Annotated in this window: 10 protein-coding genes; 6 read left to right on the top strand and 4 right to left on the bottom strand. The window is 70.8% G+C overall.

The features are described 5' to 3' along the window. Positions 1–50 precede the first annotated feature (50 nt). A complete protein-coding gene (locus ACFXBC_RS11960; protein ID WP_385022158.1) occupies positions 51–275 on the bottom strand; it encodes a hypothetical protein in 225 nt (74 codons plus the stop codon). Positions 276–585: 310 nt separating this feature from the next. Here ACFXBC_RS11960 and ACFXBC_RS11955 point away from each other — a divergent pair, with 310 nt between their 5' ends. From ACFXBC_RS11955 to ACFXBC_RS11930, 6 genes are all read left to right on the top strand, one after another. Further along, a complete protein-coding gene (locus tag ACFXBC_RS11955; protein WP_327294825.1) occupies positions 586–1,239 on the top strand; it encodes a response regulator transcription factor in 654 nt (217 codons plus the stop codon). A gap of 7 nt (positions 1,240–1,246) precedes the next feature. Continuing rightward, positions 1,247–2,479 (top strand): sensor histidine kinase, encoded by a 1,233-nt coding sequence (locus ACFXBC_RS11950; RefSeq protein ID WP_385022154.1) that lies wholly within the window; start codon positions 1,247–1,249, stop codon positions 2,477–2,479. 240 nt (positions 2,480–2,719) lie between these two features. After that, positions 2,720–3,721, top strand: coding sequence for an MsnO8 family LLM class oxidoreductase (locus tag ACFXBC_RS11945; protein WP_385022151.1), 1,002 nt, complete (start codon positions 2,720–2,722; stop codon positions 3,719–3,721). A gap of 344 nt (positions 3,722–4,065) precedes the next feature. Next, a complete protein-coding gene (locus tag ACFXBC_RS11940; RefSeq protein ID WP_385022148.1) occupies positions 4,066–5,208 on the top strand; it encodes a 3-deoxy-7-phosphoheptulonate synthase in 1,143 nt (380 codons plus the stop codon). Between the two features lie 236 nt (positions 5,209–5,444). Beyond that, positions 5,445–7,415 (top strand): amino acid transporter, encoded by a 1,971-nt coding sequence (locus ACFXBC_RS11935; RefSeq protein ID WP_385022144.1) that lies wholly within the window; start codon positions 5,445–5,447, stop codon positions 7,413–7,415. Positions 7,416–7,450: 35 nt separating this feature from the next. Beyond that, on the top strand, positions 7,451–9,835 hold the full coding sequence (locus tag ACFXBC_RS11930) for an ATP-binding cassette domain-containing protein (RefSeq protein ID WP_385022141.1): 2,385 nt from the start codon (positions 7,451–7,453) through the stop codon (positions 9,833–9,835). Here the strand turns inward: ACFXBC_RS11930 and ACFXBC_RS11925 are convergent. From ACFXBC_RS11925 to ACFXBC_RS11915, 3 genes are read right to left on the bottom strand one after another with little or no spacing between them, the layout of a single operon-like run. Beyond that, positions 9,825–10,571, bottom strand: coding sequence for a succinate dehydrogenase/fumarate reductase iron-sulfur subunit (locus ACFXBC_RS11925; RefSeq protein ID WP_385022138.1), 747 nt, complete (start codon positions 10,569–10,571; stop codon positions 9,825–9,827). The genes ACFXBC_RS11930 and ACFXBC_RS11925 overlap by 11 nt on opposite strands. Continuing rightward, positions 10,568–12,517, bottom strand: coding sequence for a fumarate reductase/succinate dehydrogenase flavoprotein subunit (locus ACFXBC_RS11920; RefSeq protein ID WP_385022135.1), 1,950 nt, complete (start codon positions 12,515–12,517; stop codon positions 10,568–10,570). The genes ACFXBC_RS11925 and ACFXBC_RS11920 overlap by 4 nt, the downstream gene beginning before the upstream one ends. Before the next feature lies 1 nt (position 12,518). Beyond that, a complete protein-coding gene (locus ACFXBC_RS11915) occupies positions 12,519–13,223 on the bottom strand; it encodes a succinate dehydrogenase cytochrome b subunit (RefSeq protein ID WP_385022132.1) in 705 nt (234 codons plus the stop codon). Positions 13,224–13,253: the final 30 nt, after the last annotated feature.

Raw genomic sequence — 13,253 nt, 5'->3', positions numbered from 1 at the left:
CCCCGGCACCGTCCCAGGTGCCGGGGGCCTCGCGCTGCGCGCTGTGCGGGTCAGACGCCCGCGGTGTGGATGTCGGCGGTGTGGATGTCAGCGCCGGACTCGGCGGTCAGGGCGGGGCCTACGGCCACACCGTGTTCGGCCGCGAGACGGTGGAGATCGTCCAGCTCGCCCTGCTCGACCTCCGCCAGGAAGTCGTCGCCCGACTCGCGGGCACGCGTCAGGTCGGTCTGGGTGGCCTTTATGCGCTGCAGCAGACCTGCGGTGAATGCGTCCATGGTGCGCCCCCTCGTCGTGGGTCGGTGGCACGGGGGTGTGCCGAGGGTCATCAACTGATCACGCGTCCCCGGTGGTGGCGGAGCGGGATGTGGCGCGCCCCGTACAGGGCGTGATCGGCGGGTGTGCAGTCGTCCTCCCCTTGCTCCGCCTCAAGGAAACCTCAACCGCACCGGCAATCCCTGAATTCCCGGCCGATCACCACCTGGCCTTGCCTTACAGCCGGTTTATGGCCGTACGGGGCAGGATGGAGGGACACACTCCATGCCAGGACTCCGCCCGGACACGGGCTGCAACGGAAGGACAAGCGCCGTGCGCGTACTCGTCGTCGAGGACGAGCAGCTGCTCGCCGATGCGGTGGCCACCGGACTCCGCCGGGAGGCCATGGCCGTCGACGTCGTGTACGACGGCGCCGCGGCCCTGGAGCGGATCGGGGTCAACGACTACGACGTCGTGGTCCTCGACCGGGACCTGCCCGTGATCCACGGCGACGACGTCTGCCGCAAGATCGTCGAACTCGGCATGCCCACCAGGGTCCTGATGCTCACCGCGTCGGGAGACGTCAGCGACCGGGTGGAGGGCCTGGAGCTCGGCGCGGACGACTATCTGCCCAAGCCCTTCGCGTTCACCGAGCTGACGGCGCGGGTCCGGGCCCTCGGACGCCGTACGACGGTCGCCCTGCCGCCCGTCCTGGAGCGGGCCGGCATCAAGCTGGACCCCAACCGCCGTGAGGTCTTCCGGGAGGGCCGCGAGATCCAGCTGGCCCCCAAGGAGTTCGCCGTGCTCGAAGTGCTGATGCGCAGCGAGGGCGCGGTCGTCTCGGCCGAGCAGCTACTGGAGAAGGCCTGGGACGAGAACACCGATCCGTTCACCAACGTCGTACGCGTGACCGTCATGACGCTCCGCCGCAAACTCGGTGAGCCTCCGGTCATCGTGACCGTGCCGGGCTCGGGCTACCGGATCTGAGCGCCCCGTGCCCAACAGCCCGGCGGCGCCCGCGGCGCCGCCCAAACCGACCTGGGACCCGAAGAGCTCGGAGTCCCTCTCCCCGCTGCTGCGGCCGACCATCCGGATACGTCTGACGCTCCTCTACGGCGGCATGTTCCTGATCGCCGGGATCCTGCTGCTGACGATCATCTACATGCTGGCGGCGCAGGCGCTCAACGTCGGCGTCGAGCTGCCTTTCAAGATCGTTGCGGGTTCGGTCACCAGCGAGGTGTGCAACCTGCCCAAGAACGGGACGGCCGACCAGTTCAACGCGGCCATGAACTCCTGCGTCAACCACCAGCGCCAGCAGGCGCTCGACCATCTGCTGGCCCGCTCGCTGTACGCCCTCGTCGGCCTCAGCATCATCGCCTTCGCCTTCGGCTACGCCGTGGCCGGCCGGGTGCTCTCCCCACTCGGCAGGATGACCCGTACGGCCCGCCGCGTGGCCGGTACGGACCTGACCCGGCGGATCGAGCTGGACGGCCCGGACGACGAGCTCAAGGAGCTCGCCGACACCTTCGACGAGATGCTCGACCGGCTGGAGCGGGCCTTCACCGCGCAGCAGCGGTTCGTCGCCAACGCGTCGCACGAACTCCGCACCCCGCTGGCGATCAACCGCACGCTCCTGGAGGTGCACCTCTCCGATCCGGGGGCGCCCGTCGAGCTGACCCAGCTCGGCAAGACGCTGCTGGCCACCAACGAGCGCAGCGAGCAGCTGGTCGAGGGGCTGCTGCTGCTCGCCCGCAGCGACAACCAGATCGTCGAGCGGAAACCGGTCGATCTGGCCGAGGGGGCCCCCCGGCCCATCGACCAGACCCTCGCGGAGGCCGCGGAGAAGGGGGTGGAGATCCGCGGGGAGCAGTCGCCCGCGGTCGTCCAGGGCAACGGCATCCTGCTGGAGCGCATCGCCCTCAACCTCGTCCAGAACGCGGTGCGCTACAACGTGGCGGAGGACGGCTGGGTCGAGGTCACCACCGAACTGCAGCCGGGCCAGGCGCTTCTGGTGGTCTCGAACACGGGTCCCGTGGTTCCCGCTTACGAGATCGACAATCTCTTCGAGCCGTTCAGGCGCCTGCGTACCGAGCGGACCGGCAGCGACAAGGGGGTCGGGCTCGGTCTCTCCATCGCGCGGTCGGTCGCGCGTGCTCACGGAGGCCGTATCATCGCGGAGCCCCGAGAGGGCGGTGGCCTCGTGATGCGTGTCACGTTGCCGGTCTGAGCCGGTCGGCGGGGGTCGTCCGGATGTTCGCTTTGCGCGGAATTTTCGGAACGCGCTCCTACGGGACAGATGTGCGATCGGTCACAGGCTCGATTCAGTGTCTCCCTACTCTCCGTGATGCGCAAACCCCCGAAAACCTGGGAAAACCCTGGGTTTCCAGGGGGTGCGATCACGGGAAGTACACGGGGTGGGGGGGGGCGGGGGGGCGCCCCCGCGCCCGGCACGGGCGTTGAACCTGTGGTGAGCTCTGCGATCTCCTCGACACCGTTCTCCGTACTGGACCGCTCCCGCACCCGTGAGGGGCGCGACGGCTCCGAGGCCCTGCGCGACACCGTGCGTTTCGCGCAGCAGGCCGAGGCGCTGGGATACCACCGGTTCTGGGTCTCGGAGCACCACAGCGTGCCGGGGGTCGCGGGCTCGGCGCCCACCGTGCTCGCCGCAGCCGTCGCCGCCGCCACGTCGACGATCCGCGTGGGGACCGGCGGGGTGATGCTGCCCAACCACCGGCCGCTGGTCGTCGCCGAGCAGTTCGGGGTGCTCGAAGCGCTCTTCCCCGGCCGGATCGACATGGGCCTGGGCCGGTCGGTCGGGTTCACCGACGGCATCCGCAGGGCGCTGGGACACGGCAGACAGGACGCCGAGGACTTCGCCGCCCAGCTGGCGGAGCTGCTGGGGTACTTCTCGGGCGATCAGACGGCGCACCCGCAGGTCCACGCCCGTCCGGCGGAGGGGCTGCGGCTGCCCGCCTTCGTGCTGGCCACCGGCGCCGGGGCCCGGGTGGCGGCCGCGGCCGGGCTGCCGCTGGTGATCGCCGCCGTGCGTGGTGAGGACGAGATGCTGCGGGCCGTGGACGGCTACCGGGAGTCGTTCCGGCCCTCGGCCTGGGGCGAGCGCCCGTACGTCGTGCTCTCGGGCACCGTCGCCGTGGCGCCGACCACCGATGAGGCCCGCCGGATCCTGCTGCCCGAGGCCTGGTCCACGGCCTACTCACGGACCCATGGCGCCTTCCCGCCCCTTGTCCCCGCGGAGCGGATCGCCGGCCTGACGATGACCGCACGGGAGCGGAGCCTCTTCGAAGAGGCGCAGCGCGGTCAGCTGCACGGCACCGAGGAGGAGGTGGCGGACGGTCTGGAGAAGGTGCTGGGCCGCAGCGGGGCCGACGAGTTCCTGGTCACGACCAGTACGTACGACCGTACGGCGCTGCTCGACTCCTACCGGCGGCTGGCCCGGATCACCGGCTGAGCCGGCCACGGGCCCGCGTTCCGTACCGGCCGGTCCGTGGGCCGGTACGGCGGCCGGACATCTCCCGGACCGCCCTACAACCGGACCGCCCAACAAGCGGAGGCCGCTCGTCCGGGTACCGGCGCGGTTCTGCTACGGTCTCCCCATGTCAGTGATCCGTTGGTATCAGCGCTATGAGCCGGCTCCGGGTGGAGCCGGAGGTCACCTGCGCTGACCGACCGATCACCCGGAGCCAGCAAGGCAGAGACGCACCGTCTCTGCCTTTCGTCGTACAGGCGGGCTGGTACCGGACGGCGTGCACTCCACGCACACGGCCTCCCGCCGCAGCAGAACGGGAAGCCCCCATGAACACCTCCACGGACGGCGCGTCCGCCATCACCGGCGACGCCACCCGCGCACCCGGCACCACCGGCGCGTCCGCCAGTGCCCCGCCGGACACCGGTGACCTGCGGGTCACCGGCTTCCAGCGCCTCGTCGCACCGTCGGCCCTGCGGGACGAACTCCCCCTGGACGCCGAGCGCATGGCCCTGGTCCGCGACAGCAGGCGGGCCGTGCGGTCCGTACTCGCCGGGGAGGACGACAGACTCCTCCTCGTCGTCGGCCCCTGCTCCGTCCACGATCCGGCGGCGGCCCTGGACTACGCCCGCCGGCTCGCGGCGGCCGCCGCGCCCCTGAGCGGTGAGCTCTGCGTCGTCATGCGCGTCTACTTCGAGAAGCCGAGGACGACCCTCGGGTGGAAGGGGCTCATCAACGATCCCGGCCTGGACGGCACCTACGACGTGGAGCGAGGGCTGCGCACGGCCCGCCGGGTGCTGCTGGACGTGCTCGGTACCGGGCTCCCGGTCGGCTGCGAGTTCCTGGAGCCCAACGGCCCGCAGTACATCGCGGACGCGGTGAGCTGGGGCGCGATCGGCGCCCGGACACCGGAGAGCCAGGTGCACCGCCAGCTCGCGTCCGGGGTGTCGATGCCGGTCGGGTTCAAGAACGCGACGGACGGCGATGTCCAGGCGGCGGTCGACGGCTGCCGGGCGGCGGCCGGCAGCCATGTGTTCTTCGGGGTCGACGGCGAAGGCCACGGCTCGGTCGTCTCCACGTCCGGCAACCCCGACTGCCATGTGATCCTGCGCGGTGGCCGCGGCGGCCCCAACTACGGCCCGCGGGAGGTCGGCGACGCGCTCTCCCTGCTGGAGGGGGCGGGGATGCCGGGCCGTCTGATCATCGACGCCAGCCACGCCAACAGCGGCAAGGACCCGGCGCGCCAGGCGGAGGTCGTACGGGAGATCGCCGGCCGGGTGGCAGCGGGCGAGCAGGGCATCGCGGGGCTGATGATGGAGAGCTTCCTGCTGGCGGGCCGCCAGGAACCGGGCCCGCTCTCCACCCTGACGTACGGCCGGAGCGTCACCGATGCCTGTATCGGCTGGGAGGAGACCGAGCGGCTGATCGGCGAACTCGCGGCGGCCGTGGTGCGGCGGCGCGCTCGCCCGTAGCGGCGGACCGGGTGACGATGTGAGGGACACCGCCGCCTTCGGGCCGCGCGGGCGGGTCGTCCGCCGTGTCACCCGCGGACCGGGGAGCCGCGCGGACCGCAGACCGTAGCCGCGCGGACCGCTGAGCCAGGGACCACGGATCTATGCGGATCGACCGGTCCACCGGTTCACCGACCCACCGCTCCACCAACCCACCGACCCACCGACCCACCGACCGCAGGCGACAGGGGCTCCGCATGACCGGCAGTCAGGCCCCGCCGCAGCCGCAGCCAGCGCGCCCCACGGCGCGCTGGCGGGCGTGGCTGCTGGAAGGTCTGACCGAGCAGTCGGCGCGGCACCCCGGTCCGCACGGCACACCACCCGCCGAGAACAAGGGGCATCCCTGGTGGCGGGTGATGTGCCTCACCGGTGTGGACTACTTCTCCACGCTCGGCTATCAGCCGGGCATCGCCGCGCTGGCCGCCGGTCTGCTCTCCCCGCTCGCCACCCTGGTACTGCTCGCCCTGACCCTCGGCGGCGCGCTTCCGGTGTACCGGCGGGTGGCCCGCGAGAGCCCGCACGGCGAGGGCTCGATCGCCATGCTGGAGCGGCTGCTGCCCTGGTGGGCGGGGAAGCTCTTCGTCCTCGTCCTGCTGGGCTTCGCGGCGACCGACTTCATGATCACCATCACTCTGTCGGCCGCGGATGCCTCCGCCCATGTGGTGGAGAACCCGTTCGCACCACACTGGCTCCGGGGCGCCGGTCTCTGGATCACCCTGGGGCTGGTCTCCGGTCTCGGAGCGATCTTCCTCAAGGGCTTCAGAGAAGCGATCGGCATCGCGGTCGTCCTCGTGGGGATCTATCTGGGGCTCAACCTGATCGTCCTCGCCGACTCGGTGTGGAACGTGGCCCACCACCCCGTGGACGTGAGCGACTGGTGGCGGGCCGCGCGGGCCGCGCACTCCTCGCCGTTCGCGATGATCGGTGTGGCGCTGCTGGTCTTTCCCAAGCTCGCGCTCGGCATGTCCGGATTCGAGACCGGTGTCGCCGTCATGCCCCAGATCAAGGGGGCCGCCACGGACACCTGGGCCAGCCCCACCGGACGGATCAGGGACACCCGCAGGCTCCTCACCACCGCCGCGCTGATCATGAGCGGGTTCCTGCTGGTCTCCAGCCTGGCCACCACCCTCCTCATCCCTCCGGCCGAGTTCAAGGCCGGAGGGCGGGCCAACGGGCGGGCGCTCGCCTATCTGGCGCACGAATATCTCGGCGAGGCCTTCGGGACGGTGTACGACGTCTCCACGATCGCGATCCTCTGGTTCGCGGGCGCATCGGCGCTCGCCGGGCTGCTCAATCTCGTACCGCGCTATCTGCCGCGTTACGGGATGGCGCCGGAGTGGGCGCGCGCCGTCCGCCCGCTCGTCCTCATCTTCGTGGCCATCGCCTTCTTCGTCACCTGGCGGTTCGACGCGAACGTCGACAAGCAGAGCGGCGCGTACGCCACCGGGGTGCTGGTCCTGATGCTCTCCGCGTCCTTCGCGTCGACCGTCGCGGTCCTGCACCGGGGGCGCCGGCGGGCCGCCGCCGGGTTCGGTCTGATCACCGCGGTCTTCGCCTACACCCTGGTCACCAATGTGATCGAACGCCCCGACGGGCTGAAGATCGCCCTGCTCTTCATCATCGGCATCCTGCTGACCTCGTTCGCCTCCCGGGTGCACCGCGCATTCGAACTGCGCGCCACGGACGTCACGTTCGACGACACCGCGGCCCGGCTGGTGGACGTGGCCGCCCGGTCGGGACCGCTGCGCGTCATCGCCAGCGAACCCCACGAACGCAACGCCGCCGAGTACCGCGCGAAGGAGGGCAGCCAGCGCGAGGAGACCCATATCCCCGGAGGCAGCCCGGTGCTCTTCCTCGAAGTCACCGTGCAGGACTCGTCCGACTTCACAGTGAGCATGCCGGTACGGGGTGAGGAACGGTACGGGGCGCGGGTCCTGCGGGTGGCCGGGCCGGGCGTGCCCAACACCATCGCCGCGGTGCTCCTCCAGCTGAGGGACCGCACCGGCCGGGTGCCGCACGCGTACTTCAACTGGACGGAGGGCAGCCCGGTCGGCCATCTGCTGCGCTTCCTGGTCTTCGGCCACGGCGAGGTGGCCCCGGTGACGCGTGAGGTGCTGCGCCGTGCGGAGCCCGATCCGGACCGGCGGCCCCGGGTGCACGTCGGCTGACTCCGTGGGGGGAGAGCGCCGCCTAGAATTCCGTTATGCAAAGCCCCCATGACCCGTATGTCCGTGTCCGTGGCGCCCGTGAGCACAATCTCCGCGGCGTCGATGTGGACATCCCCCGCGACGCCCTGGTGGTGTTCACGGGGGTCTCGGGCTCGGGCAAGTCCTCGCTGGCCTTCGGCACGGTCTACGCGGAGGCCCAGCGGCGCTACTTCGAGTCGGTCGCTCCGTACGCCCGGCGCCTCATCCACCAGGTGGGGGCGCCGAAGGTCGGCTCGATCAGCGGTCTTCCGCCCGCGGTCTCGCTGGAACAGCGCAGGTCCGCGCCCACCTCCCGGTCCTCGGTCGGAACGGTCACCACCCTCTCGAACTCACTGCGGATGCTCTTCTCCCGCGCGGGTGACTACCCGGCGGGGGCCGAGCGGCTCGATTCGGACGCGTTCTCGCCGAACACCGCGGCCGGCGCCTGTCCGGAGTGTCACGGCCTCGGGCGGGTGCACCGCACCAGCGAGGCGCTCCTCGTTCCCGACCCCTCGCTCTCCGTCAGGGAGGGGGCCATCGCGGCCTGGCCCGGGGCCTGGCAGGGCAAGAACCTCCGCGATGTGCTGGACGCGCTCGGGTACGACGTGGACCGGCCCTGGCGTGAACTGGCGCAGCAGGACCGCGACTGGATGCTCTTCACCGACGAGCAGCCGGTGGTGACCGTGCACCCGGTGCGGGACGCGGGACGGATCCACCGCCCGTACCAGGGCACGTACATGAGCGCGCAGCGGTATGTGCTGCACACCTTCGCGGACTCCCGGAGCCCGTCGCTGCGTGCCAGGGCCGAGCGCTTCCTGACGAGCGCGCCGTGCCCGGTGTGCGGGGGCCACCGGCTGCGCCCCGAGTCCCTCGCGGTCACCTTCGCCGGACGTACGATCGCCGAACTCGCCGCGCTCCCGCTCTCCGGTCTCGCCGGGGTGCTCGCGGAAGCGGACGGCGGCGGCGAGACGGCGAAGGTGCTGACCGGCGATCTGCTGGCGCGTATCGCGGTCGTCACCGAACTGGGCCTGGGCTATCTGAGCCTGGACCGCACCACCCCGAGCCTCTCCTCGGGCGAACTCCAGCGGCTGCGGCTCGCCACCCAGTTGAGGTCGGGGCTTTTCGGCGTCGTGTATGTGCTCGACGAGCCGTCGGCGGGGCTGCACCCGGCGGACACCGAGGCGCTGCTGGTGGTGCTCGACCGGCTCGGGGAGACGGGCAACTCCGTCTTCGTGGTCGAGCATCAGCTCGATGTCGTACGCCGTGCGGACTGGCTGGTCGATGTGGGACCCCATGCGGGTGAGCACGGCGGCCGGGTGCTGCACAGCGGGCCGCCCGCGCTCCTCGCGGATGTCGCCGATTCGGTGACCCGGCGCTATCTCTTCGACTCTTCCGGGGCTCCGGAGCGCACGGTGCGAGAGCCGTCCGGGATGCTGGAGATCGGCCCGGTGACCCGGCACAACCTCGAAGGGCTGCGGGCCTCGGTCCCGCTCGGTGTACTCACGGCGGTGACCGGGGTGTCCGGGTCGGGGAAGTCCACCCTGGTGAGCGAGATCATCGAGGAACTTCCCGGCGTGCAACGCCTGGTGACGGTTGATCAGAAGCCGATCGGGCGCACCCCCCGGTCCAACCTCGCCACGTACACCGGTCTCTTCGACACCGTACGGAAGCTGTTCAGCGCCACCGACGAGGCGCGGGCCCGTGGGTACCGGGCGGGCCGGTTCTCGTTCAATGTGCCGGGGGGACGGTGCGAGACCTGCCAGGGCGAGGGGTTCGTCTCCGTCGAGCTGCTCTTCCTGCCCAGTACGTACGCGCCGTGCCCGGACTGCCACGGGGCGCGGTACAACCCGGAGACGCTGGAGATCAGGCACCGGGGCCGCACCATCGCCGATGTCCTCGATCTGACGGTGGAGGCGGCCGCCGAGTTCTTCGCCGGATCGCCCGCCGCCGCCCGCAGTCTGCGGACCCTGCTCGACGTGGGGCTCGGCTATCTGCGGCTCGGACAGCCCGCGACCGAGCTGTCGGGCGGCGAGGCGCAGCGCATCAAGCTGGCGAGCGAGCTGCAGCGCGCCCGCGGGGCGCACACCCTGTACGTCCTGGACGAGCCGACCACCGGGCTGCATCCGGCCGATGTGGAGGTCCTGATGCGGCAGTTGCACGGACTGGCCGACGCGGGCCACACGGTGGTGGTGGTCGAGCACGACATGACGGTGGTGGCCGGGGCCGACTGGGTGATCGACCTGGGCCCCGGCGGGGGCGGCGACGGCGGACGGATCGTCGCCGCGGGCCCGCCGGATGAGGTGGCTGCCGCGCCAGGCAGCCGGACCGCGCCCTATCTGCTGCGCGCGCTGCGCGGCACGGACGCGATGCCGGGCACCGCGGGGGACCGCGTCAGCGGCTGACCTTGCGGGTGGCCCGGAGCCACTCCTTGTTCATCGCGGTGATCGACGGCAGCGGGATGCCCTTGGGGCAGGCGGTGGCGCACTCCCCGGTGAGCGTGCAGCCGCCGAACCCCTCGTCGTCCATCTGCGTGACCATGTCGAGCACCCGGGTCTCGCGCTCGGGGGCGCCCTGCGGGAGCACATTGAGATGGTTGATCTTCGCGGATGTGAAGAGCATCGCGGAGCCGTTGGGGCAGGCCGCCACACAGGCACCGCAGCCGATGCACTCGGCGTGCTCGAAGGCGTAGTCGGCGTCCGCCTTCGGTACGGGCGTGGCGTGCGCCTCGGGCGCCGCGCCGGTCGGGACGCTGACGTAGCCGCCGGACTGGATGATCCGGTCGAAGGCCGACCGGTCCACCACGAGGTCCTTCACGACCGGGAAGGCCGAGGCACGCCACGGTTCGACGTCGATGGTGTCGCCGTCCCGGAAGGAGCGCATATGGAGCTGGCAGGTGGTGGTGCGCTCCGGTCCGTGGGCGTCACCGTTGATGACGAGGCTGCACGCGCCGCAGATGCCCTCGCGGCAGTCGTGGTCGAAGGCGACGGGCTGGTCGCCCTTGAGCGTCAGCTCCTCGTTGAGGGTGTCGAGCATCTCCAGGAACGACATGTCCGGTGAGATGTCGTCGACTTCGTAGGTCGTCATAGCGCCGGGGGCGGCCGCGTTCTGCTGGCGCCAGACGCGCAGGGTGAGCTTCATGCGTAGCTCCGCTGAGTGGGGTGGACGTACTCGAAGACCAGGTCTTCCTTGTGCAGGACGGGGGCGTCGCCGGTGGCGGTGAACTCCCAGGCGGCGGCGTACGAGAACTCCTCGTCGCGCCGCGCGGCCTCCCCGTCCGGGGTCTGGGACTCCTCGCGGAAGTGGCCTCCGCAGGATTCCGCGCGGTGCAGGGCGTCGAGGCACATGAGCTCGGCGAGCTCCAGGTAGTCCACGACGCGGTTGGCGCGCTCCAGCGACTGGTTGAACTCTTCGCCGGTGCCCGGCACCTTGATACGGCGCCAGAACTCCTCGCGGATCCGCGGCAGCCGGTCGAGCGCCTTGCGCAGGCCGTCGTCCGTACGGGCCATCCCGCAGAGCTCCCACATCAGTTCACCGATCTCGCGGTGGAAGGAGTCCGGGGTGCGGTCACCGTCGACCGAGAGCAGCAGATTGAGCCGGTCCTCGGTCTCGGCGACGGCCTCGGCCACCGCCGGATGGTCGGCGGTGATCTCCTCGTGGTGCGGGTTGCGGGCGAGGTAGTCGTTGATGGTGGACGGCAGGACGAAGTAGCCGTCGGCGAGCCCCTGCATCAGCGCGGAGGCGCCGAGCCGGTTGGCGCCGTGGTCGGAGAAGTTGGCCTCACCGATCGCGAACAGCCCCGGGATGGTGGTCTGGAGGTCGTAGTCGACCCAGAGTCCGCCCATCGTGTAGTGCACGGCCGGGTAGATGCGCATCGGTGTCTCGTACGGGTTCTCCGCGGTGATCTGCGCGTACATGTCGAAGAGGTTGCCGTACTTCTCCTCGACGGCCCGGCGGCCCATGCGCGTGATCGCGTCGGCGAAGTCCAGATAGACGCCCTGCCCGCCGGGTCCGACCCCGCGTCCCTCGTCGCAGACGTTCTTCGCGGCCCGCGAGGCGATGTCGCGCGGCACGAGGTTCCCGAACGACGGGTAGGTGCGTTCCAGGTAGTAGTCGCGCTCGTCCTCGGGGATCTCGTTGGCGGGGCGGTCGTCGCCCTTCGCCTTCGGCACCCAGATCCGGCCGTCGTTGCGCAGCGATTCGCTCATCAGGGTGAGCTTCGACTGGTGCTCTCCGGTGCGCGGGATGCAGGTGGGGTGGATCTGGGTGAAGCAGGGGTTGGCGAACCAGGCGCCGCGGCGGTGGGCGCGCCAGGCCGCGGTGGCGTTGGAGTTCATGGCGTTGGTGGAGAGGTAGAAGACGTTGCCGTAGCCGCCGCTGGCCAGCACCACCGCGTCCGCGAAGTACGTCGAGATCTTCCCGGTGATCAGATCGCGGGCGACGATCCCGCGGGCCTTGCCGTCCACCACGATCAGGTCGAGCATCTCGGTGCGCGGGTGCATCTCGACGGTGCCGGCCGCGATCTGCCGGGAGAGCGCCTGGTAGGCGCCGAGGAGCAGCTGCTGCCCGGTCTGGCCACGGGCGTAGAAGGTACGGGAGACCTGGACGCCGCCGAAGGAGCGGGTGTCGAGGAGTCCGCCGTACTCACGGGCGAACGGCACGCCCTGGGCGACGCACTGGTCGATGATCTCCACCGAGATCTGGGCGAGCCGGTGGACGTTGGACTCGCGGGACCTGAAGTCGCCGCCCTTGACGGTGTCGTAGAAGAGCCGGTGCACCGAGTCGCCGTCGTTCCGGTAGTTCTTGGCGGCGTTGATCCCGCCCTGCGCGGCGATGGAGTGGGCCCGGCGCGGTGAGTCCTGGTAGCAGAACTGCACGACGTGGTAGCCCTGTTCGGCGAGGGTGGCGCCGGCGGAGCCGCCCGCGAGTCCGGTGCCGACGACGATGACGGTGTGCTTGCGGCGGTTGGCCGGGTTGACCAGCTTGGCCTCGAAGCGGCGGGTGTCCCAGCGGTCGGCGACCGGCCCCTGCGGGGCCTTGGTGTCGGCGGCCGGGGCGCCGGTCGTGTACTGCGTGTAGGCGGTCATGTCAGCTCACGACTCCGGTCATGACGGCGACGGGTACCGAGATGAAACCCACCGTCAGCACCAGCGCGAGGATGTTGGCGACGGCCTTCAGCACCCGGTCGCGGGTGGCCTTCCCGGCGCCGAGGGTCTGTGCCGCGCTCCAGAAGCCGTGCCTGATGTGCAGACCGAGCGCGAGCATCGCGACGATGTAGATGACATCGCCGTACCAGGTGTGGAACGTCGCCACGACGTTCTCGTAGGGGTGTCCTGGCTGGGCGTTGTCGTTCACCGTGAGGGTGGTGAAGTCCAGCAGGTGCCAGACGATGAACAGGGCGAGGATGATGCCGCCCCAGCGCATGGTGCGGGTGGCATAGCTGGCGCGCGGGCGCTTGTGCGCGTACGCGACCGGGCGGGCCCGCAGATCGCGGCGGCTGAGCTGGTAGGCGCAGACGGCGTGCAGCACCACCGCGGCGACGAGCACGACGCGGATGATCCACAGCGCCCACTCGTAGTGGAGGAAGGGCTCACCGATGGTGCGCAGCCAGTGCGCGTAGCTGTTGAACTGCCCGGAGCCGAAGAAGATCTTCAGGTTGCCGAACATGTGGACGACCAGGTACAGCAGCATGATCAGACCGCTCACGGCCATGATCGTCTTCTTGCCCACGGTCGATGACCAGACCGAGCGCGCCATGGACGGCCGTCGGTCCGTCTTCGTTGCCAGTGCCATGTCAGAACACGTTACGGATCGCGTGGCCAG

It is taken from the genome of Streptomyces sp. NPDC059398 (genome assembly GCF_042751845.1).
GTDB lineage: Bacteria > Actinomycetota > Actinomycetes > Streptomycetales > Streptomycetaceae > Streptomyces.
The sequence above is the reverse complement of the archived record's forward strand: the minus strand, read 5'-3'. Positions and strand labels throughout refer to the sequence as shown.